We start from the raw sequence: 20,553 nt of genomic DNA, 5'->3' as shown, positions 1-20,553 counted from the left end.
CGAGAGCGAATCAGACGGGAAGCGAGAGTCTGGCGGCGGTTTCCTCGTACTTTGCATCCCAGAGGTGGAGTTCCGTGACGCTCCACGAAATCGAATCGATATCGCGTTGGGCGAGTTGTCGCGCCGTCTCCACGTCCCCGCCGCGCGCCAGCGTGACGTGCGGAACGTAATCCTCGCCTTCCAACCCCTCGATGGTCCCGAACTCCTCGGTCAGTTCGTCGTGGAGGCGCTGCAGGCCGGGGCTTTCGACGCCGAGATAGACGACGGGACCCGCGCCGCGCGTCGGCGTTTCGAAGTAGTCGATGCCCGAAACTTTCGCCTCGAACGCGGGCGTTCCGACGAGCGCGGTTCGGACCCGCATCTCCAGTCGGTCGTAGTCCCCGTCGTTTCCGAAGCGCTTGACGACGAGCGTCCGTCGATCACGAACCTTGTCGAACCCGTAGAGGGAGGGGCGTAGCTCCTCCGCGAGTCGGGCGATGTCGCCGGGAACCGGGACGTTGAGGCTGAACACTGTTCGGTTCGAGCGGTGGGAAGAATATCAGGGTGGCGTTTGTCAGTCGGGACCCGCTGGACTCATGCGGTGCTGTCGTTCCGTATCGCGGAGCCCCAAATCGAAATCCACCACTTCTTCATTCGGAGGCTGACACTCGACGTCCACTCGGTATGGTTTATCGCCGAATCGTTCGACTGCGGACGGTTGACCGTCGCGTTTCCGGCGATACGATACGAATGCCCCTTCGTGTCTTCGAGGCTGGTGACGGTGATGTGGGCGACGTCACCGTTTCCGAGCGATTTGGGAAGTTTGATTTTACCACTCGCGCCGACCGTATCGTTTCCGAGGAAGAGCGAGGCGTTCGTTCCTGCCGGAATACGTTTCCCGCCGTGGTGTTCCACGGTGACCTCGCTCGCGTTCCGGTGAACGGTCAATCGCGGACGGTCGTCCATCCACTTCGGGGGCGTGGGTGGGTTCGAAACCAACTCGTACCGATAGTCGAACTCGACGGTCGCGGAGCGTGTTCCCGTCGTTCGAACCGTTCCGGATAGGTCGTGGATGATGCCGCGTTCGTCCACGAGTGCGGTCGCGGAGAGCGTCTCGACGCCCTCCAGCGTCGAGGACCCCGAGGCCTCGTATCGGTACAACTTCGTTCCGTTTCGAACCGTCGTTCCGTTCACGAGGAAGTCCGCGCTGGAGAGTATGGTTTCCATTCGTGGAGCAACGGACCCGATGCGTTGCCGGATGAAATTGGAACTCTCCCCGGAATTAACTCGGCAGGTGTCGTCCGCGAGTCGACACCATGCTACGCTATCGTTCCACGTGTACCCTCGATACGGGTTCCCCATTTTGTTCACTACCACTCCGTCACCCGCCTCCCGTATTCCCGCGCGGCCACCTCCCACGTGCGCGGTGAGGGTCGAGTTCATCCAGTTTCTCGACCCGACGTCCTGTCTCGGGCGGATACGAACGCTCACTCGATAGGGCTTCGATTCGAGCGCCGATTCGTGTGCGGACACCAACCGCTCGGCGTCGACTATCCACTGGCCGTTCGCGCCGGGCGGCGGCGACAGCGAATCGGTCGAAGTCGCGGTCGGTGTTCCTCCGCCGGAACCGGTGTCGGACCACGGGAGAAACCCCGAACAGCCGGATGTCAGGACGAGGAGGACCAACAGGAGGGCTGGTAGCCGTCGCATTCCACGACGTTACCGTCGGAACACAATAAAATCTATCTACGAAGGGAACCGCTGGCAATCGTTGCCGTGCCGAAAGGCTTTAAGGGGTGAGCGACGGAAAGACTCGATAATGTCGCGGACTCGCGTTACCGGGGTCGCCCCTCTGGTGAGCGACGAGTCCGTCCGTGACTCCTTCTGCGTGCGACGACGACCGGGGCTTTTCTAGTCCCAATAATACCTATTCCACTCCGTTCCGATGTTCGTTCAAAACGCACTCACCTGTGATTAACTCGTCTTTAGTCTGCTCTCCGATTTTATTTCTCAAATACTTGAGAAGAATTTAAGTAGGTGTAGCCCCTGGCGACTCGTACAATGAAAACGGTTGCACTCGCCTTCTCGGGCGGACTCGACACGACAGTATGCGTCCCACTCCTCGAAGAGGAGTACGGCTACGACGACGTTATCGGCGTCACTGTCGACGTGGGTCAACCCGAAGAGGAGTTTGCAGAAGCGGAGGAAACAGCGGAGGCATTGGATTTGGACCACTACGTCGTGGACGCCAAGGACGCGTTCGCGGAGCAGTGTCTCGACGCGGTGAAAGCGAACGCGACGTATCAGAGCTATCCCCTCGGCACCGCGCTCGCCCGCCCCGTCATCGCCGAAGCGATTCTCGACGTGGCGAAGGAAAACGACTGTGACGCCGTGGCCCACGGCTGTACTGGCAAAGGGAACGACCAGTTGCGCTTCGAGGCGGTCTGGCGCGCCTCCGACTTGGAGGTCATCGCCCCCGTACGCGAGATGGGGCTGACACGCGAATGGGAGATGGGCTACGCTGACGAACACGACCTGCCCGTCGAGGGCGGCAACGAGGGCGTCTGGAGCATCGACACGAACCTCTGGAGCCGCTCCGTCGAAGGCGGTAATCTCGAAGACCCCGGCTACGTCCCGCCGGAGGACATCTACGAGTGGACTCTCGCACCCGGCGCGGAAACCGAACTCGTCGAAATCGAGTTCGAGGAGGGCAAACCGGTCGCCGTTGACGGCGAAGCGATGGACGCGGTGTCGCTCATCGAGTACCTCAACGAACTCGCCGGAAAACACGGCGTCGGTCGCACCGATCTGATGGAAGACCGCATGCTCGGCCTGAAGGTCCGCGAGAACTACGAACACCCCGCCGCGACGACGCTCCTCAACGCTCACGAGGCGCTCGAAGGATTGGTGTTGACGAAGGAGGAGCGCTCGTTCAAGACGAGTATCGACCAGCAGTGGGCCGAGAAGGCCTACGAGGGACTGCTCTCCGCGCCGCTCGTGGACGCCCTCGACGGCTTCATCGACACCACGCAGGAGAAGGTGACCGGCACGGTCACCATCAAATTCCAGGGCGGGCAGGCCCGCGCGGTCGCCCGCGAGAGCGAACACGCCGTCTACTCCGAGGACGCCGCCTCGTTCAACACCGAGACGGTCGGCAAAATCGAGCAGGCCGACGCGACAGGGGTCGCGAAATACCACGGCTATCAATCACGCCTCGCGAACGATGAGTGACGGCGGACACGCGGCGAGCGAGGACGACTTCGGGGACGGAGACGTCGTTCGCGGCGACCGCTTCAGCGGCGGTCCCGCCCGCGGGTTTCTCTCGTCGCTCGCGGCCGACGAGCGCATCTTCGCGGCGGACCTCGAAATCGACCGCGCCCACGTCGTGATGCTGGCCGAACAGGGCATCATCGACGACGAGGTAGCGGGCGAAATCCTCACCGCGCTGAACGTGGTCGAAGTCGAAGGCCACGAGACGCTCCCCGAGGGCGAGGACGTTCACGCCGCCATCGAAACGGCGGTCGTCGGACAGGTCGGCCACGACGGCGGGAAGATGCACACCGCCCGCAGTCGGAACGACGAGGTGGCGACCTGCATCCGCTATCGCCTCCGCGAGGACGTTCTCTCGCTCCTCGAAACCACGACGGCGCTCCGCTCGGCCCTGCTCGACGCCGCGGAATCGCACGCAGAGACGGTGATGCCGGGATACACCCACCTTCAGCCCGCGCAACCGACGACCGTCGGGCACTTCCTCGCCTCCTACGAGCAGGCCGTCGCCCGCGATACGGCACGCCTGCTCGACGCCTACGGGAGAATCAACCAGTGCCCGCTCGGCGCGGCGGCGTTCGCGGGAACGCCGTTCGACGTGAACCGCGAGCGCGTGGCGGAACTGCTCGGCTTCGACGGCGTTCTTGAGAACTCGATGGACGCGGTTTCGACCCGCGACTTTTTGGTCGAGACGGTCGCCGCCGCGGCGAACCTCGCCACGACGGTCTCCGGTGTCTCCGAGGACCTCGTGATTTACTCGAACCGCGGCTTCGTGGAACTCTCGGACGATTACGCGTCCACGTCGTCCATCATGCCACAGAAGAAGAATCCCGATACGCTCGAACTGGCTCGCGCGGTCGCGGGCGACGCTCACTCCGGACTGTCGGGGCTGCTCACCACGCTGAAGGGACTGCCCCGCGCGTACAACCGTGACCTGCAACGCGCGACGCCGCACGCGTGGGACGCCATCGACGCCGTGACCGACGCGACCGAAGTCGCGGCTGGTGCGGTGGCGACCGCGACGTGGAACGACGACGCGCTCGCGGACGCGGCCGGAGAGGGATTTTCGACCGCAACGGGCGTCGCCGACCTGCTGGCGATGTGCGGCGTTCCGTTCCGCACGGCCCACGAAGTCGTTGCGACGGCGGGCGAAGCGGACTACGACGCTCTGGACTCGGCGGCCGAGGAGGTCCTCGGCGCACCGCTCTCGGAGTTCGTCGCCCCCGAGGAAGTCGAATCGGCGCTCGACGCGGCGACGAGCGTCGCCATGCGCGATTCGGTCGGCGGTCCGGCGAGCGAGTCGCTGGCCGACTCGCTCGCCGACGCGGAAGCGACGCTCGTGGACGACGAAACGACGACGACCGAACTCGCCGAGTCGCTCGAAGCGGCCGGTGAAACGCTCCAGACGGAGGTAAACGACTATGCCTGAACTACCGCGACCCCCGCGTGGGGCACTACTTGATTACTAACATCGAAACCGCGGTATCCGACTTCTAACGCCGTTAGACGGCAGTCTGTGCTTTTCTTTCATAATTAATAACGATGGATTTAAGTCCGATAGGGCGATACGGGAGAGTACAATGGCAGAATGCGTTGAGTGCGGAGCCGATGTGGCTTTGCACGACGATTTGGAAGCGGGCGAAATCATCGACTGTGGAACCTGCGGTGTCGAACTGGAAGTCATCGACGTGAACCCGCCAGTCCTCGACCGAGCGCCGGAGCTCGAAGAGGACTGGGGGGAGTAAATTGCACCGCGCAAATACGCACCATTTGCTGGCTCACGTTTGCCACCGGAGGTGGCTCGCATGAATGTAGGCATCCTCTACTCCAGGATTCGCCGCGACGAAAAGCTCCTCCTCGCGGAACTCCGCGAGCGCGGACACGAGGTAACGAAGATCGACGTGCGCAAGCAGACGTTCGATCTGACCGAGCCACCTGAGGCCTTCGAGGGGCTCGACCTCGTCGTGGACCGCTGTCTGGCGACGAGCCGGAGCCTCTACGCCACGCAGTTCTGCGAGGCGTACGGGGTTCCCGTCGTCAACAGCCACGAAACCGCGGAGGTGTGTTCGGACAAGGCGAAGAACAGCCTCGCGCTCGCGGGCGCTGGCGTCCCCACGCCCGAGACGAAAGTCGCCTTCACGACCGACAGCGCGATGGAGGCCATCGAAAGCTTCGGCTACCCGTGCGTCCTCAAACCCGTCGTCGGGTCGTGGGGTCGCCTGATGGCGAAAATCGACTCGCGCAGTGCGGCGGAGGCGATTCTGGAACACAAGGCCACGCTCGGCCACTACGAGCACAAGGTGTTCTACGTGCAGGAGTTCGTGGACAAGCCGGAGCGCGACATCCGCGTCGTCGCATTGGACGGGAAGCCGGTCGCCGCGATGGTCCGCCATTCGGACCACTGGCTCACGAACGCCGCGAAAGGTGCTGAGACGGACGAGTTCGAACTCGACGCGGAAGCGAAATCGCTCGTGAAGAAAGCCAGCGATGCGGTCGGCGGCGGTCTCCTCGGCGTCGACTTGATGGAGACCGAGTCGGGCTACACGGTCCACGAAGTGAACCACACGGTCGAGTTCAAGGCGCTGAACGAGGCGGTCGAAACGGACGTTCCCGCCGCCGTCGTGGACTGGCTTGAAACGAAGGTTCCGGCGGAGGTGGTGGCCTGATGGCTACCGCGACCGACGCGGAGACGGATACGAGCGCCGAGACGCTCTCGGCGACCGTCATCGGAGCCAGCGGGTTCACCGGCGGAGAGCTGCTCCGCCTGCTCGCCGGACATCCGAACTTCGAACTCGCACAGGCGACCAGCAGGGAGTACGCGAACAAGACGCTCGGCTCCGTCCACCCGAATTTACGTGGGTCCGACCTTCGCTTCTCGGAGCCTTCGGACCTCGAATCGGTGGACGTGCTGTTCGCCGCGACGCCACACGGCGTCTCGATGGAACACATCGGCTCGTTCCGCGAGGCCGCCGACACGGTGGTCGATTTGAGCGCGGACTTCCGCCTCGACACGGAAGCCGAGTACGACGAGTGGTACGACGGACACAGTTGTCCCGAATATCTGGACGAGGCGGTGTACGCCCTGCCGGAACTGACGCGCGAGGAACTTCCCGGTGCGGACCTCATCGCCGCGGGTGGCTGTAACGCCACCGCGACGCTGCTCGGCCTGTCGCCGCTGTTCGACGCGGGAATCCTCTTCGGGAGCGAGCAGGTCGTCGTGGACGTGAAGGTCGGATCCTCCGAGGGTGGTGCCTCGCCGAGCAAGGCGAGCAGCCACGTCGAGCGCTCGGGTATCGTTCGCCCCTACGCGCCGACGGGCCACCGCCACGAGGCCGAAATAGAGGGGATTCTCGGAACGAGCGTGTCGTTCAGTGCACACGCCGTGGACATGGTTCGCGGAGCCTCCGCGACCTGTCACGTGTTCCCCGACTCGCCCGTCTCGAAGGGAGACCTCTGGAAAGCGTATCGGGAGGCCTACGAGGACGAACCGTTCGTCCGCCTCGTCGCGGGGGGCGGCGGCGTCTATCGCTACCCGGAACCCAAGGCGGTCGCCGGGACGAACTACGCCGAGGTCGGGTTCGAACTCGACCCGACCAATAAACGCATCGTCGTCTTCAGCGCCATCGACAACCTGATGAAAGGGTCGGCGGGACAGGCGGTCCACGCCGCCAACCTTGCGCTGGGATTCGAGGAAACAGCCGGATTGGAATTCGAGGGACTACATCCCGTGGGAAGCCCATGACTGACGAATACAGCCGCGAGGAACTGCTGGCCGCACACGACCAACTCATCGACAACGACAACGACGACGGGCTTCGAGCGGACGGCGGGGTCGTCGAGGACGACACCGCCCCCGTGGTCGTCAAAATCGGCGGCGCGCGGGCGGTGAATCCCGACGGCGCGCTGTCGGACGTGGCGCACCTCACCGCAAACGGACAGGACGTCGTGGTCGTCCACGGCGGTTCGACGGCGGTGGACGACACGCTCCACGAACTCGGCGAGGAACCCGAGTACGTCGAGTCCACCAGCGGTGTCATGGGCCGGTTCACCGACGAGAAGGCGATGGAGGTCTTCGAGATGGTGATGCCGGGCAAACTCAACACCGAGCTGACGGCAAATCTGCAGAACGAAGGCGTCCGCTCCATCGGACTGTCCGGCGTGGACGGCGCGCTCCTGACCGGCCCGCGCAAGTCGGCCGTCAGGGTGGTCGAGAACGGGAAGAAGAAGATACGTCGCGGCGACCACTCCGGAAAAATCGAGGACGTGAACGCCGACCTCCTCGAAACGCTCCTCGACGGCGGATACACGCCCGTCGTGACGGTCCCCATGCTGGCCGACGACGGAACGCCGGTCAACGCGGACGCGGACCGCGCGGCGGCGGCCATCGCCGGCGCACTCGGCGGCGAACTCGTCGTTCTGACGGACGTGCCGGGTCTCCTCGAAGACCCCGACGACGAGACGACGCTCATCGAGCAAGTGGGCACTCCCGAGGAGATGGAAACCGCGAAATCGGCCGCTGAAGGGTTCATGACGAAGAAGGTCATGGCCGCGACGGAGGCGCTCGAAGGCGGTGCGGAATCCGTCGTCGTCGCGGACGCGAACAACCACGACCCGATTACGACGGCCCGGAAGGGGCACGGAACGCGCTTTACGCCCGCCTCGCTGGGGGTGTCGCCATGAGCGGTTTCGTCTACAACGAGAAGCCGATTCGAATCGCGAGCGGCGAGGGACCGTACCTCTACGCGGAGGACGGAACCGAATACCTCGACTTCGGCGCGAGTTACGCGGTCACACCGGTCGGCCACTGCCACCCGGACGTGGTTTCCGCCGTCCAAGAACAGGCCGCGGAACTGCTGTTCGTCCACGCGTCGTATCCCACCGACGCCCGCGACGACCTCTACGCGAAACTGGCCGCCGTCGCACCCGAGGGCCTCGAAAACGTCTGGCTCAACAACTCGGGAACCGAAGCGAACGAGGCGGCGCTGAAGTTCGCCCGGAGCGCGACCGGGAAGTCGAAACTCGTCGCCGCGAAGCGCGGCTTCCACGGCCGGACCATGGGGTCGCTGTCGGTGACGTGGAAGAAGAAGTTCCGCGCGCCGTTCGAACCCCTCGTGGAGGACGTGGAGTTCGTCACCTACGGCGACGAGGAGGAACTGGCCGACGTCATCGACGACGACACGGCGGCCGTCATCCTCGAACCCGTACAGGGCGAGGGCGGCGTCAATCCCGCCACGAAGACGTATCTTCAGGCCGCCCGCGAGTTGACCGAGGACGCTGGAACGGCCCTGATATTCGACGAGGTGCAGACAGGCCTCGGCCGGACGGGTGCCTTCTGGGCGTGCGAACACGCCGACGTCACCCCCGACGTGCTCACGACGGCGAAGGGGTTGGCGAGCGGCCTGCCCATCGGCGCGACGCTCTGTGCCGACTGGATAGCCGAGTCCGCGGGGTCGCACGGTTCGACCTTCAGCGGCAGTCCGGTCGTCAGCGCGGCGGCGGAGGCGACGCTCTCGGTACTCGTGGAGGAGAACTTGCCGGAGCACGCCGCCGAGATGGGCGAGTACCTCCGTTCCGAACTCGAAGCCGCCGACCTGCCCGTCCGCGAGGTTCGCGGCCACGGCCTGCTCGTGGGTATCGAGGTCAAACGCGGAGCGAACCGCGTGTTGAAGGAGCTGGCGCTGTCACACGGCGTTCTCGCGCTTCCGGCGGGACGGAGCGTCGTCCGCCTCCTCCCGCCGCTGACGGTGGACACGGAACACGTCGATACCGTCGTTTCCGCGCTGGCCGACGTGCTGGGAGGGAACGAATGATAGGAACGATGATGGATTCTACTTCTGTATCACAAGCCGACGCGCACGATTTGCTGGTCGAACTGGTCGAAACGCCCTCGGTTTCGGGCGAGGAAGCGGACTGTGCCGAACGACTCGCTGCCTTCCTCGAAGCGGAGGGCCGCGACGTGTGGATCGACGACGTTGGCAACGTCCGCGCCCCCGGAAACGGGGTGCTCCTCACTTCGCACATCGACACCGTGCCCGGCGACGTCCCGGTCGAACTGGACGACGGAATCCTCCACGGTCGCGGAAGCGTGGACGCGAAGGGGCCGCTCGCCGCGATGGCGGTCGCGGCGGTCGAAACCGGCGCGAGCTTCGTCGGCGTCGTCGGCGAGGAGACGAACTCGCGCGGCGCGCGCCACCTCGTTTCCGACGTGGACGAACCCGAATTCGTCGTCAACGGCGAACCCAGCGGCTGGGACGCCCTGACGCTCGGCTACCGCGGCTACCTGACTGGTACCTACTCGGTCACGGTCGATTCCGTGCACACCTCCCGCCCGGAACCGAACGCGATTCAGTACGCGACGGAGTGGCTGACGCGCGTCGAATCGGCGTTCGACACGGCGGCGTCGGACGCCGACGAATCCTCGACGGCGACCTCGGTGACGGTAAAGCCCGTCGAGTTCGACGGCGGTCTGACCCCGGACGGCTTCGCCACGGAGGCGACGGTCGAAATCCAGTTCCGTATTCCGTCGGGTACGACGGCCGAAGAGATTCGGTCGGTCGCCGAAGCCGAACTCGATGCCGGTAAGCTGTCGTGGAACACCCCGATTCCGCCGACGCTCTCCAGCCCGCGGACGGAGTTGGGTCGTGCGTTCCGCGTCGCCATCCGCGAGGAGGGCGGCGACCCCTCCCTGCTCCGGAAGACGGGAACGAGCGACGCGAACCTCTACGCCGAGGCCTGGGACTGTCCGGTCGTCACGTACGGACCGGGCGACTCCTCGCTCGACCACACGCCCGAAGAGCACATCGAACTGGCCGAGTTCGACAGGTCGATTTCTGTGTTGACTGCCGTCTGCGAGAAACTGGAGGTGGACGCATGACGCGTCACTTCCTCGACGTGGACGACCTGTCGCCGGAGGAGGTGGCGGAGGTGCTGGCGCTCGCGTCCGAATACAAGGAGAGCGGGTCGCCGCACGTACTTTCCGGCCAGACGCTCGCCATGCTGTTCGAGAAGCCGAGCACGCGCACCCGCATCTCGTTCGAGACGGGGATGACGGACCTCGGCGGGCACGCCATCTTCCTCGGCCCGAACGACACGCAACTCAACAGGGGCGAACCACTCTCCGACACGGGGCGGGTGCTCTCGGGCTACGTGGACGCCGTGATGGCCCGCGTGTTCGACCACGACAGTCTGGTCGAGATGGCCGAACACGCCACGATTCCGATAATCAACGGGCTTTCCGACGTGGCGCATCCGTGTCAGGCGCTCGCCGACCTCCAGACGATTCGGGAGCACTTCGGCGGGTTCGAGGACCTCACGGTCGCGTGGGTCGGCGACGGTAACAACGTCGTCAACTCCTTCGCCATCGCGGCCTCGACGGTCGGTATCGACCTGACGATTGCGACGCCCGAGGGGTACGAGCCCTCGGCTGACGCCATCTCGACGGCGGCCGCCCGCGGACCGAAGCCGACGGTGACGAACGACCCGGACGCGGCGGTCGCGGACGCAGATGTCGTCTACACCGACGTCTGGGTCAGCATGGGCGAGGAGGACGAACGCGAGTCGAAACTGGCCGCGTTCGACGGCTTCCAACTGAACGAGGAGTTGCTCCCCGACTCGATGCCGGTCATGCACTGTCTGCCCGCCCACCGCGGCGAGGAAATCACCGGTAATGTCCTCGAAAGCGACCGCTCGCTGTCGTGGGACCAAGCGGAGAACAGGCTTCACGCACAGAAGGCGCTTCTCGCGTTCCTCGCGGAAAAACGGTGAGTCAGCGCCGGTAGGCGATGGCGAACACCGCGCCCAACAGGACGCCGTAGACGATGTGGCCGACGAGGCTCACGACGTCGAACGTCGGGACGGCGAGGGTCATGCCGACCGCGCCGAGCCAGAACGGCATGACGAAACTCGCGGCGACGACCCACAACACGATTCCGTACGCCACGCCGATTCCGGCCGTCGGGCCGGGACGGTCGGCGTACGCTCGAAGTCGCGTCATCGTCATCACGGCCCCGAAGACGAGACCGAACACGACGCTGTTGAACAGGTGGGCGACCCACCCCATCGTCGTCCCGTCGAGTCCGTACAACGCCGCGACGGTCGGCAGCACCCCCATCGACTGCAGCAGCAGGCCGAACACGATGCCGCCGACCAGCCCCCCGAGTATCGAACTCGACCACGTTCTGTTGATAACCCCGCGCTCTCTGATTCGCTCGCCGATGGTTTCGCTCCGTTCTTGTGCCATATGTGAACGTAGGCCACGGTGGTTGATGTGGGTTTCCGCAGGAACCGAACAGGACGGTTTCCTGTCCGATTGCCGTCTCACGAGCGAGTAGCCTTTTGCCGGTGTCACGCTACCTCTAGGTGGGTGAGAAAGGGGGATGACTCGACTCGGTTTCACGGGGGACGTGATGCTCGGGCGGTTGATAAACGAACGACAGCAACGTCGGAGCGTCTCGGGGGTTTGGGGCAACGTTGAAGGGACCCTCCGCGCGCTCGACGGTCTGTTCATCAATCTCGAATGCTGTCTCTCCGCGGGTGGTACGCTGTGGACGGACACGTATCGTCCGTTTCACTTCCGGGCCGACCCGGACTGGGCGATTCCGGCGCTCGAATCGGTGGGCGTCGAGTGGGCGAATCTGGCGAACAATCACGTGCTGGACTACGGCCCGGACGCGCTCGCGGACACGGTGGGTCACCTTGACGACGCCGAAATCCGCCATTCGGGTGCGGGGGCCGATTTGGAAGCGGCCTGTTCCCCCGCGTTCGTCACCGTGGACGGGTTGGAGGTCGCGTTCGTCTCGTTCACCGACAACACGCCGGAGTTCGCGGCGAAGTCGGACAAAGCCGGGACGGCGTACGTGAACTTCGACGTCACCCACCCGCAAGCGGTGCGACGCGTCGGGCGGTCCCTCGCCCGCGCTCGAACGGAGGACCCCGACCTGCTCGTGGCGTCGCTTCACTGGGGTCCGAACATGCGAACCGAACCCACCGTCGAGTTTCGAGAGTTCGCCCGCTGGTTGGCGGAGGAGGGCGTGGACATCGTGCACGGTCACAGCGCGCACGTCTTTCAGGGCGTCGAAGTCATCGACGATACGCTCGTGCTCTACGACACGGGGGATTTCGTGGACGATTACGCGACCGATTCGGAACGCCACAACGACCGGGGTTTTCTCTTCGAAGTGACCGTCTCGGACGGTGAACTCTCGGAGCTTCGACTCCGCCCGACGGAGATTTACGACCTCGCGGTCCACGAGGCGGAACACTACGCGGGAACGTGGAGCGTCCAGCGGATGGACGCGCTTTCGTCGGCGTTCGGTACCGAGCTCCAGCGCGATAACGACGACCTCGTGCTCTCGCTTTCGTCGTAGCGTTGCCGTCGTTCGCGGCGTTTTCACGGGTCGGTGCGGTGCTTCCGACGGCCGCTGCCAGCGTTGCCACCGTCCGCGCCTTTTTCACCTCGGAACCCATCCACCCGCTCAATGAACCTGACGCTCTCGAATCCGACCGCACCCGAACCCGACGGTGCGGACGACGGCGTATGGCTCGCCTGTATCGACTGCGAGTGGACCGGCGCACCCTTCGACGAGATTCGCTACCGCTGTCCCGACTGTGACGGACTGCTCGAAGTCCGCTACGCCGACCACCCGACGTTCGACGACTTCGAGGGGAGCGGCGTCTGGCGCTACGCCGACGCCCTTCCCGTCGAGTCCGGCGTGAGCATCGAAGAGGGGAACACCCCGCTCTACGAGGTGCCGACCATCGAGGAGGAAGTCGGCGTCGACGCGCTCCGCGTCAAACACGAGGGGATGAACCCGACCGGGAGTTTCAAGGACCGCGGCATGACGCTGGGCGTCAAGGTCGCCGAAGAATTGGGCGTCTCCCGCCTCGCCTGTGCGAGCACCGGGAACACCAGCGCGGCGCTCGCCTGCTACGGCGCACGGGCCGGAACCGAAGTGCTCGTGCTCCTCCCCGCCGGGAAAGTCGCCGCCGGAAAGGTCGCACAGGCCAGCCTCCACGGCGCGCGAATCCTCGAAGTGGACGGCAACTTCGACGACTGCCTCGACATCGTTTCCGACCTCGCAAATCGGGGCGAAGCCTATCTGCTCAACTCGCTCAATCCCTTCCGCCTGGAGGGGCAGAAGACCATCGGCCTCGAAATGATAGAACAGTTCCGCGACCAGACGGGCGAACTGCCCGACCGAATCGTCCTCCCCGTGGGCAACGCCGGAAACACCAGCGCGCTGTTCAAGGCGTTCCGCGAACTCGTCGCCGCCGGGGAACTCACGCCCGAGGAGGTGCCCGTCCTGACCGGCGTGCAGGCCGAAGGCGCGGCCCCGATGGTCGAAGCCGTCGAGAACGACGCCGAGGAAGTCCGTCGCTGGGACGAGGTGGAGACCATCGCAACCGCCATCCGCATCGGCAATCCCGTCAACGCCCCGAAGGCGCTCCCAGCGATTCGGGAGACGGGCGGCACTGCCGTCGCCGTCACCGACGAGGAAATCACCGACGCCCAGCGCGCGTTGGCGCGGGATGGCGTCGGCGTCGAACCCGCGAGCGCGGCGAGCGTCGCCGGATTGCGAAAACTCCGCGAGTCGGGCGAAATCTCGCCGGGCGAAAACGTCGTCTGCCTGACGACGGGCCACCTCCTGAAAGACCCCGACGCGGCGGCCGCGGCGGGCGTCGAGCCGGAACCGGTTCCGGCGGACACGGACGATGTGCTCGACGTGCTCAGTCAGTAGCCGAGCGTATCACGTCGAAACGTCGCTCGGTAGCCGCCCGACTGACGACGAGTCGATAGAATCCATCCGAACGTTCGATATTTTCATTATAACAATCGCAACAATATTATCCGTCTCTCGAAAATATCATGGGTATGATGGTTCGGGACCAGATATTGCAGTGGGATGATTTATCAGTCTCGATACGAAATCTGGAACGCAAAGCGATATCGAAATGCAAGTCACACCGTCCGCGACCCTCTCGGTCGTTTCGACTCTCGTCATCCTCGGCGTTACCGCGTTCATATGGCGCTATCGCTCTCGTCCGGGTGCGACGCCGTTAGTCGGATTCACGACAGCCGCGGCCGTTTGGACGGCCGGAAACGCGCTGCAGATAGCGAGCACGTCGCTCGCTGGGAAACTGTTCTAGGTCAACGTTCAGTACTTCGGCATCGTCGCAATTCCGATAACGTGGTTCGTCTTCGCGTGTGAATACACGGGCCACGATGAGTGGCTGACGCGGCGGACGTTCTCGATACTCTTCTTGTATGCTGGCGGTACGCTGGTGCTCGTCTGGACCAATCCGGTCCACCACCTCGTTCGAACGTCGAGCGAACTCGTCGTCACCGACGGCGTGGTTCGGTTGGACCGAACGTTCGGCCCGTGGTTCTGGACGAGCGCCGTCTACTCGAATCTCGTGGACGGTCTCGGGACGCTGTTGCTCCTTCGAGGATTGATACGAGCGCGCCGGTTCTTCCGGGGACAGGCGACCGCGCTGATAGTCGGGACGATGATTCCGTGGACGGCTTCCGCGCTGTTCTACAACGGGCTGTTGGGAATCGAACCGGAGGTGTTTTTCGCCGCCACGGCCATCGCGTTCGCCTACGCTATCTGGCACCACCGGTTGTTCGATCTGGTTCCGGTCGGACGCTCCGCGGTCGTGGACGAGATGACCGATGCCGTCATCGTCACCGACGACAGCGGCCGCTTGGTGGATACGAATCCCGCGGCAAACCGACTGCTCGACGTTTCGTCCGACGATATCGGCCGACGGTTCGATGACGTCTGTGCGGCGTTCCCCGAACTCGTGGAGTGTTTCCGTGCACGGCGGGTTCCCGAAACGCCCATCGTCAGCGACGTCGGTGGCGACCGTCGGTACCTCGACGTCCACTGTTCGAAGGTGTCCGACTCGGGGACGAAGCTTTCGGGGACGATACTCATCGTTCGAGACGTGACCGAGTTCGAGCGGAAAAAGCGGGCCGTAGAGCGGCACAACGAGCGACTGGAGCGGGTCGGGCACACCATCGCCCACGACCTTCGCAATCCCCTCAACGTCGCCGAAGGGTACCTCGGACTCGAACGCGAGCGCTCCGACGGCGAGTACTTCGATAACGTCGAACGCGCCCACGACCGCATGGAGGAGATAATCGATGACGTCCTTTCGATGGCACGTCACGAGCGCTCGGAACGGTTCGAATCCCTCGATCTCGAACGACTCGCCGAGCGGGCGTGGGAGAACGTCGAGACGGACGCCGCCACGGTCTCCATCGAAACCGGTCCCGTCGTCGTTCGAGCGAACGAGGGACAGTTGTCGAGCGTGTTCGAGAACCTGTTTCGAAACGCGGTCGAACACGCTGGACCGACCGTGGCCGTCGAGGTCGGGTGGAAAGAGGACGAGAACGAACAGCGGAGTGGAACGATATACGTCGGTGACGACGGGCCGGGCATCCCGCCGACCGAACAGGGTCGCGTCTTCGACCACGGCTATTCGACCCGAACCGACGGGACGGGTGCGGGACTCTCCATCGTCGCCGGTATCGCCGAACGACACGGATGGGAGGTGAACGCGACGGACAACACTCGTCGCGGAGCACGCTTCGACATCAGCGGCGTACAGACTTCATCGCCGGGTCGAGAACTCGATTGACGGTCGCTCACCGTCGTGGTTTCCGATTTCTGGCGGCTCACGGCGCGACCCCCCGTTTCACGGTGTCACCCTGACCGCGACCACCGCGCCAGCGCGAACACGATGCTCGCGCTGACGATGAGACACGCGAGCAGTCCGGTGAACGCCGCCTTATATCCTGACTGCCCCGCGACGTACCCGACGTACGTCGTACCGAGGCTGCCGAAACCGATGTAGACCGTTCGCGTCGCGCCGAGGTCGCCGCCCATGCTCCCGTCGGGAAACACGTCCATCAGGTGCGCCTGCATGGCTGGCGGATAGGCCATCAACCCCGCCGCGAACAGGGCGACGCTTCCGGCGACGGCCAGCGTCCCGCTCGCCAGTACGAGCGCGGCGAGGGCGACCGTCGCCAGCACGAGCGACCCGGCGGCGACGACCGGGCGCGATATCCGGTCGCCGAGCGCGCCCGAAACCGGTTTCACCAGCGTTCCGACGATGAACAGCGCCGCGAACGCGCTTCCCGCGAGTTCGGGCGAAAAGTCCTTCGACTCCTGGAGGAACGACGGGAGGAACCCGGCGACGGACTGCCAGACGAACGCGTAGAGCGAATAGGCCACGAGGAGCGCCACGGTTCGGCGGTTGCCGAAGCGCCGCGCCGTCGCTCTGACGTCCGCGATGACCGCTCGTCTCGCGTCCGCGTCGATGGTCGGTCGGGTGTAGGCCTCTCGACTCCAGCGGTGGAGGAAAACGAGTACCAACACGGTTACCAGCACGACGGGAACGAACGCGGCCCGCCAGACGGCGACGGCGAGGACGGCGACCGCCAGCCCCGCCGCTATCACTCCGCCCGTGTCCCCCGACGCGCCGTGAAGGCCGAACGCTTGCCCTCGACGGGAGACGAACAGGTCGGAGACGAGCGCCCGCGCCGGAGTCGGATACAGTCCGGCACCGCACCCGACGACGGCCGCGCCGAGCAGAAAGACGGCGTAGGTCGGCGCGGCCGCGAGGACCGTGAATCCGACCGCGAGGAGCGAAAGCCCGGACACGAGCAGAGTTTTGCGCGAGAAGCGGTCGGACAGCCTGCCGCTCGGATACTGACCGAGCGCGTACAGCCCCCAGAGAAGGGTGAACGCGACGCCCGCCTGAAGCTCCGTGATGTGGAGGTCCTCCATCACGGCCGGGAGCATTGGCGAGAGGACGAGCCGTCCGGCCTGAATCATCATCCATCCGAGCGAGACGACGAGGAGCAGTCGCCCGGAATACCCCGTCACGAGCCGCTCCTCGCGTCCGGGTCGTTCGTCGCCGCGGTTGGATTCGACCGATGTCACGACTCGACGGTGGCGTGGCGGCTACTTGAGTCCCGCTTTCGCGGCAGGGCAAGCGGTCAAAGATTCGTTCGACTGGTCCTCACACCGACTGCTGGCCTCGTTTCCGTATAAAAAGATTCGTCGCCCGCGGGTCGATTTTCAGTTCCCGTTCAGCGCGATGTTCCGCACTTCGATGATGCGCTCGTCGGCTTCGAGCGCTTCCTTTGCGGCCGTACTGACTTCGCTGTCCAGGTTGTAGACCGACAGCGCCTCGCCGCCGTCGGTTTCGCGGGCGTTGAACATGCCCGCGATGTTGATGTCGTGTTCGCCGAGGACGGTTCCGATGAACCCGATGACGCCGGGCTTGTCCTGATTGCGGGCCACGAGCATGTGACCGTGGGGGATGGCGTCCACGCGGTAGCCGTCGATGCGGACGATGCGCGGGTCGTCGTCCGCGAAGAGGGTTCCTTCGACCGTTATCTCCCCGTCGTCGCTTTCGACCGTGACCGTGATGAGGCTCTGGAAGTCGGCGGCCTGCCGGGTCTTGCTCTCGGTCACTTCGACGCCGCGCTCCTCCGCGATTTGGGGGGCGTTGACGGCGTTGACCTGCCATTCGAGCGGCTGGAAGACGCCCTTCTGGGCGCTGGCGGTCACGAGGTCGACTTCCTCCTCGGCGATGTCTCCCTCGTAGTTCACCTCGATGCGCTCGATGCGCTCGTCCAGCAGTTGCGTGGCGATTTTGCCCGCGGTTTCGGCGAGTTCGATGTAGGGTCGAACGCGGGGGAACGCACTCTCCTCGACGGACGGCGCGTTGAGCGCGTTGATGACGGGTTCCTCGCGGAGCGCGGCGACCACTTGATCCGCGGTGCTGGTCGCCACGTTCTCCTGTGCGGCCTCCGTGCTCGCGCCGAGGTGAGGCGTGAGGATAACGTCGTCCACGTCGAGCAGCGGGTTGTCCTTGGGGAGCGGTTCCTCCGCGAACACGTCCACCGCTGCACCCGCCAGCACGCCGTCGGCGACCGCTTCGGCGAGCGCATCCTCGTCGATGACGCCGCCGCGGGCGCAGTTGACGATGTACCCGCCTTCGACCTGCGCGAGTTCTTCGGTGCTGATGAGCCCCTCGGTTTCGGGCGTGAGCGGGGTGTGCACCGTCAGGAAGTCGGCTTGTTCGAGACAGTCGTCCAGTTCGACCAGTTCCGCGCCGAGTTGCCTGGCGAGGTCCTCGCTGATGTACGGGTCGTACGCGACGAGGTTCATGCCGAGGCTGTCGAGTTTCTTTGCGACCTCCTGCCCGACGCGGCCGAGGCCGACGATGCCGAGCGTCTTACCGTTCAGTTCCGTTCCGAGGTAGTCGCCCTTGGCCCACTCGCCGCCCTTGAGTCGGGCGTGTGCCTGCGGGATGGAGCGCGCGGCGGCGAACGCCATCGCGACCGTGTGCTCCGCGGCGGCGCGAACGTTGCCTTCCGGCGCGTTCGCCACGATGACGCCGTTTTCGGTCGCGGCCTCGATGTCGATGTTGTCCACGCCGATACCCGCACGTCCGACGATAACGAGGTCGGACGCCGCTTCGAACACGTCTCGGTTGACGTCCGTCCCCGAGCGAACGATGAGTCCGTTCGCATCGGAAACCGCGTTCAAAAGTGCATCGCCCTCTACGTCGTATGCCGTTTCTACCTCGTATCCGCTTTCACGAAGTCGCTCGAGACCCGCGTCCGCGATGGGGTCCGTGACGAGAACCTTCATTGCTGGAGAGAATGCACCCCCCACCCGTTAACCCTTTCTCTCACAGCGAAGATTGCCAATATATTTTCGTATTCTATATTCTAAAAATATGTTGTCATTGGGAGGACTGCTACGGTCGGTGGCTACTGATTCCGCTCACGTCGGTCGGAGGACTGCCGTTCCGTCTCGTCTTTTTCGTGGCCTTCGACCGCTTCGTCGCTCGCATCGCTTCCATCGTTTTCGTTCCCATCCGACTCGGCCGCGAAACACTCACGACAGTAGTCGTTGCTCCCGCTTTCGACCAGCGCAATCGGGACGCCATCGACGACGAGTTCCTTCACGAACCGCCGTCGAACGCCGTTCCCGCCGTGCGTGCCACAGACGCCACACTCCCCGTCACCGAGCGCGATTCGCTCGGTGACGACGCGACGGCCGACGCCGTACCGCCCGCGGTCGTAGGCGCGTTCCGCCCGACTGAGACGATAGGAGAGGAGCACCGCCGGGACGAGAACGACGAGCAACAGGAGGAACGCCTTCCAACTCACCAACGACCGGACGACGACGCTGAGGAGCACCGCGAGCGAGGCGAATCCGACCGCGACGAGGACCCACTTCGTCAATCGGGCCGTGGCGTCGTTCGTCATCAGGTCGACGCGTTCGTCGAGTTGGTGGACGTCCCCGACGGCGAATCGCCGTTCGACCCGTCGATGTTTCGCACGAACTGCGGGTAGCCGTCACCGCCGACCGGGATGTAAACCGTATCCGTGTCGTCGAGTTTGTCGATGTACTGCTGTGTGAGAACCTTCTGGTCGAGCGATTCGCTCAGGATGCGGTTCGCTTCCGCCTCCCCGTTCGCCTCGATTTTCTTTCGGTCGGCTTCGAGTTTCTCGACTTCGAGTTCGTTCTCCTTCTGCTGTCGGCGCTGTTTCGTGATTTCCTTCTGTTCGACCGCCTGCTCGTACTGTTTCGGAAGGTTGACCTTCCGAATCTGGACCGCTTCGAGGATGAGGGCATCGCGGGCGAAATCCTTCTTCAGGGCGCTCTGGGCGGCCTGTTTCAGTTCCGTCTGGCCCTTTCCGGTGTATATTTCGGTCACGGGGAGGGCACCCGCCTCGGTGCGGAGCACGGAGCGAATGCTCGGGCGGATGAGTCGCTGCTCCGCGGACCCGAGCGTCCGGTAGTTCTTGTAGAATTTCACGGCCTGTCCCGCATCCACGCGATACCGCACGGTGATGTCGATGTCCACCCGGAGTCCGTCCTCCGTCAGGACGGTGATGGAGTCGTCTGTACCCGCCTTGTTTCCTTCGCCCTGTTGACTGGACATGGTGTAAGACTGGGGTCGCGTGGAGAGCGACACGGTGTCCTGCGAAACCGGGTTGATGAAGTGGGCTCCCGGTTCGAACACCGTTCCCGTCGCGGCACCCCACTTTTTGACCACTTGGACGTTCCCCTCGTCGACGGGCGTCCACGAGAGGAACCCGATTACCGGGGCGGCGATGAGGACGATGACGAGGACGATGAGGAGGGTGTTGCCGAAGATGCTTCGGAGGTCGATATCGGGAATGTTCGGTCCCGAGGAACCGTCGGGGTCTATCGGAATGTCACTATCGGAACTCATTCAGGTACGACCACATGTCTCGAGAGACATGTTATATCT

The 20,553-nt window shown here is 64.5% G+C and carries 19 protein-coding genes and 1 pseudogene; 13 read left to right on the top strand and 7 right to left on the bottom strand.

Translation table 11 applies throughout. The annotated features are described in order from the left end of the window. Nucleotides 1-10: 10 nt before the first annotated feature. Together OPC11_RS05960 and OPC11_RS05955 are read right to left on the bottom strand one after the other, a co-directional pair. Nucleotides 11-511, bottom strand: coding sequence for a 2'-5' RNA ligase family protein (locus OPC11_RS05960; RefSeq protein ID WP_264781317.1), 501 nt, complete (start codon nucleotides 509-511; stop codon nucleotides 11-13). 62 nt (nucleotides 512-573) lie between these two features. Next, complete coding sequence (locus tag OPC11_RS05955) at nucleotides 574-1,689, bottom strand: hypothetical protein (RefSeq protein ID WP_264781316.1); 1,116 nt, start codon at nucleotides 1,687-1,689, stop codon at nucleotides 574-576. Between the two features lie 351 nt (nucleotides 1,690-2,040). Here OPC11_RS05955 and OPC11_RS05950 point away from each other — a divergent pair, with 351 nt between their 5' ends. The 9 genes from OPC11_RS05950 to argF all read left to right on the top strand — a co-directional run bounded on the left by OPC11_RS05950 (nucleotide 2,041) and on the right by argF (nucleotide 11,010). Next, on the top strand, nucleotides 2,041-3,210 hold the full coding sequence (locus OPC11_RS05950) for an argininosuccinate synthase (protein ID WP_069452646.1): 1,170 nt from the start codon (nucleotides 2,041-2,043) through the stop codon (nucleotides 3,208-3,210). Continuing rightward, entirely contained in the window at nucleotides 3,203-4,675 is a 1,473-nt protein-coding gene (gene argH / locus OPC11_RS05945) for an argininosuccinate lyase (protein ID WP_264781315.1), read from the top strand. Before OPC11_RS05950 ends, argH begins: the two co-directional genes overlap by 8 nt. Before the next feature lie 151 nt (nucleotides 4,676-4,826). Further along, nucleotides 4,827-4,991 (top strand): lysine biosynthesis protein LysW, encoded by a 165-nt coding sequence (gene lysW / locus OPC11_RS05940; RefSeq protein WP_007976494.1) that lies wholly within the window; start codon nucleotides 4,827-4,829, stop codon nucleotides 4,989-4,991. Nucleotides 4,992-5,051: 60 nt separating this feature from the next. Next, nucleotides 5,052-5,912 (top strand): lysine biosynthesis protein LysX, encoded by an 861-nt coding sequence (gene lysX, locus OPC11_RS05935; RefSeq protein WP_264781314.1) that lies wholly within the window; start codon nucleotides 5,052-5,054, stop codon nucleotides 5,910-5,912. Next, complete coding sequence (argC, locus tag OPC11_RS05930) at nucleotides 5,912-6,988, top strand: N-acetyl-gamma-glutamyl-phosphate reductase (protein WP_264781313.1); 1,077 nt, start codon at nucleotides 5,912-5,914, stop codon at nucleotides 6,986-6,988. Before lysX ends, argC begins: the two co-directional genes overlap by 1 nt. After that, nucleotides 6,985-7,926 (top strand): acetylglutamate/acetylaminoadipate kinase, encoded by a 942-nt coding sequence (locus OPC11_RS05925; protein ID WP_264781312.1) that lies wholly within the window; start codon nucleotides 6,985-6,987, stop codon nucleotides 7,924-7,926. The genes argC and OPC11_RS05925 overlap by 4 nt, the downstream gene beginning before the upstream one ends. Next, nucleotides 7,923-9,056: an acetylornithine/succinylornithine family transaminase gene (locus OPC11_RS05920; protein WP_264781311.1), complete on the top strand. Its 1,134-nt coding sequence runs from the start codon at nucleotides 7,923-7,925 to the stop codon at nucleotides 9,054-9,056. Before OPC11_RS05925 ends, OPC11_RS05920 begins: the two co-directional genes overlap by 4 nt. Beyond that, nucleotides 9,053-10,120 carry a [LysW]-lysine hydrolase gene (locus tag OPC11_RS05915; protein ID WP_264781310.1) on the top strand — a complete coding sequence of 356 codons (1,068 nt, stop codon included), beginning with the start codon at nucleotides 9,053-9,055 and terminating at the stop codon, nucleotides 10,118-10,120. Before OPC11_RS05920 ends, OPC11_RS05915 begins: the two co-directional genes overlap by 4 nt. Further along, on the top strand, nucleotides 10,117-11,010 hold the full coding sequence (argF, locus tag OPC11_RS05910; RefSeq protein WP_264781309.1) for an ornithine carbamoyltransferase: 894 nt from the start codon (nucleotides 10,117-10,119) through the stop codon (nucleotides 11,008-11,010). Before OPC11_RS05915 ends, argF begins: the two co-directional genes overlap by 4 nt. Nucleotide 11,011: 1 nt before the next feature. On the opposite strand, the gene OPC11_RS05905 is transcribed toward argF, so the two are convergent. After that, on the bottom strand, nucleotides 11,012-11,485 hold the full coding sequence (locus OPC11_RS05905; RefSeq protein ID WP_264781308.1) for a DUF1440 domain-containing protein: 474 nt from the start codon (nucleotides 11,483-11,485) through the stop codon (nucleotides 11,012-11,014). Between the two features lie 136 nt (nucleotides 11,486-11,621). Between OPC11_RS05905 and OPC11_RS05900 the strand changes: the two genes are divergently transcribed. From OPC11_RS05900 to OPC11_RS05885, 4 genes and pseudogenes are all read left to right on the top strand, one after another. Then, nucleotides 11,622-12,611 carry a CapA family protein gene (locus OPC11_RS05900; protein WP_026177795.1) on the top strand — a complete coding sequence of 330 codons (990 nt, stop codon included), beginning with the start codon at nucleotides 11,622-11,624 and terminating at the stop codon, nucleotides 12,609-12,611. A gap of 111 nt (nucleotides 12,612-12,722) precedes the next feature. Further along, nucleotides 12,723-13,982, top strand: a complete 1,260-nt coding sequence (gene thrC / locus OPC11_RS05895) for a threonine synthase (RefSeq protein WP_007976508.1) — start codon at nucleotides 12,723-12,725, stop codon at nucleotides 13,980-13,982. Between the two features lie 214 nt (nucleotides 13,983-14,196). Beyond that, nucleotides 14,197-15,408 (top strand): annotated as a pseudogene (locus tag OPC11_RS05890) (histidine kinase N-terminal 7TM domain-containing protein); the annotation flags it as partial. After that, the gene (locus OPC11_RS05885; RefSeq protein WP_264781331.1) at nucleotides 15,406-15,888 is read left to right on the top strand and encodes a HAMP domain-containing sensor histidine kinase; all 483 of its coding nucleotides are present in this window, start codon (nucleotides 15,406-15,408) and stop codon (nucleotides 15,886-15,888) included. The pseudogene OPC11_RS05890 and the gene OPC11_RS05885, both read left to right, overlap by 3 nt. Before the next feature lie 65 nt (nucleotides 15,889-15,953). On the opposite strand, the gene OPC11_RS05880 is transcribed toward OPC11_RS05885, so the two are convergent. The 4 genes from OPC11_RS05880 to OPC11_RS05865 form a co-directional block, all read right to left on the bottom strand. After that, a complete protein-coding gene (locus OPC11_RS05880; protein ID WP_264781307.1) occupies nucleotides 15,954-17,195 on the bottom strand; it encodes an MFS transporter in 1,242 nt (413 codons plus the stop codon). 138 nt (nucleotides 17,196-17,333) lie between these two features. Further along, entirely contained in the window at nucleotides 17,334-18,917 is a 1,584-nt protein-coding gene (serA, locus tag OPC11_RS05875) for a phosphoglycerate dehydrogenase (RefSeq protein ID WP_264781306.1), read from the bottom strand. Between the two features lie 122 nt (nucleotides 18,918-19,039). Next, complete coding sequence (locus tag OPC11_RS05870) at nucleotides 19,040-19,540, bottom strand: hypothetical protein (protein WP_264781305.1); 501 nt, start codon at nucleotides 19,538-19,540, stop codon at nucleotides 19,040-19,042. After that, nucleotides 19,540-20,514 (bottom strand): prohibitin family protein, encoded by a 975-nt coding sequence (locus tag OPC11_RS05865; RefSeq protein WP_264781304.1) that lies wholly within the window; start codon nucleotides 20,512-20,514, stop codon nucleotides 19,540-19,542. The genes OPC11_RS05870 and OPC11_RS05865 overlap by 1 nt, the downstream gene beginning before the upstream one ends. Nucleotides 20,515-20,553: the final 39 nt, after the last annotated feature.

The organism is Haladaptatus sp. T7 (genome assembly GCF_026008575.1).
In the GTDB taxonomy this organism is placed as follows: domain Archaea; phylum Halobacteriota; class Halobacteria; order Halobacteriales; family Haladaptataceae; genus Haladaptatus; species Haladaptatus paucihalophilus.
The sequence above is the reverse complement of the archived record's forward strand: the minus strand, read 5'-3'. Positions and strand labels throughout refer to the sequence as shown.

What these genes read in the sequence shown, in the direction of transcription:
- OPC11_RS05870 (WP_264781305.1), bottom strand. Translation starts at nt 19,540, where the DNA reads ATGACGAACGACGCCACGGCCCGATTGACGAAGTGGGTCCTCGTCGCG.
- OPC11_RS05955 (WP_264781316.1), bottom strand. Translation starts at nt 1,689, where the DNA reads ATGCGACGGCTACCAGCCCTCCTGTTGGTCCTCCTCGTCCTGACATCC.
- OPC11_RS05905 (WP_264781308.1), bottom strand. Translation starts at nt 11,485, where the DNA reads ATGGCACAAGAACGGAGCGAAACCATCGGCGAGCGAATCAGAGAGCGC.
- OPC11_RS05920 (WP_264781311.1), top strand. Translation starts at nt 7,923, where the DNA reads ATGAGCGGTTTCGTCTACAACGAGAAGCCGATTCGAATCGCGAGCGGC.
- argH (WP_264781315.1), top strand. Translation starts at nt 3,203, where the DNA reads ATGAGTGACGGCGGACACGCGGCGAGCGAGGACGACTTCGGGGACGGA.
- serA (WP_264781306.1), bottom strand. Translation starts at nt 18,917, where the DNA reads ATGAAGGTTCTCGTCACGGACCCCATCGCGGACGCGGGTCTCGAGCGA.
- OPC11_RS05915 (WP_264781310.1), top strand. Translation starts at nt 9,053, where the DNA reads ATGATAGGAACGATGATGGATTCTACTTCTGTATCACAAGCCGACGCG.
- lysW (WP_007976494.1), top strand. Translation starts at nt 4,827, where the DNA reads ATGGCAGAATGCGTTGAGTGCGGAGCCGATGTGGCTTTGCACGACGAT.
- OPC11_RS05950 (WP_069452646.1), top strand. Translation starts at nt 2,041, where the DNA reads ATGAAAACGGTTGCACTCGCCTTCTCGGGCGGACTCGACACGACAGTA.
- OPC11_RS05900 (WP_026177795.1), top strand. Translation starts at nt 11,622, where the DNA reads ATGACTCGACTCGGTTTCACGGGGGACGTGATGCTCGGGCGGTTGATA.
- lysX (WP_264781314.1), top strand. Translation starts at nt 5,052, where the DNA reads ATGAATGTAGGCATCCTCTACTCCAGGATTCGCCGCGACGAAAAGCTC.
- argC (WP_264781313.1), top strand. Translation starts at nt 5,912, where the DNA reads ATGGCTACCGCGACCGACGCGGAGACGGATACGAGCGCCGAGACGCTC.
- argF (WP_264781309.1), top strand. Translation starts at nt 10,117, where the DNA reads ATGACGCGTCACTTCCTCGACGTGGACGACCTGTCGCCGGAGGAGGTG.
- OPC11_RS05885 (WP_264781331.1), top strand. Translation starts at nt 15,406, where the DNA reads ATGGCACGTCACGAGCGCTCGGAACGGTTCGAATCCCTCGATCTCGAA.
- OPC11_RS05865 (WP_264781304.1), bottom strand. Translation starts at nt 20,514, where the DNA reads ATGAGTTCCGATAGTGACATTCCGATAGACCCCGACGGTTCCTCGGGA.
- thrC (WP_007976508.1), top strand. Translation starts at nt 12,723, where the DNA reads ATGAACCTGACGCTCTCGAATCCGACCGCACCCGAACCCGACGGTGCG.
- OPC11_RS05925 (WP_264781312.1), top strand. Translation starts at nt 6,985, where the DNA reads ATGACTGACGAATACAGCCGCGAGGAACTGCTGGCCGCACACGACCAA.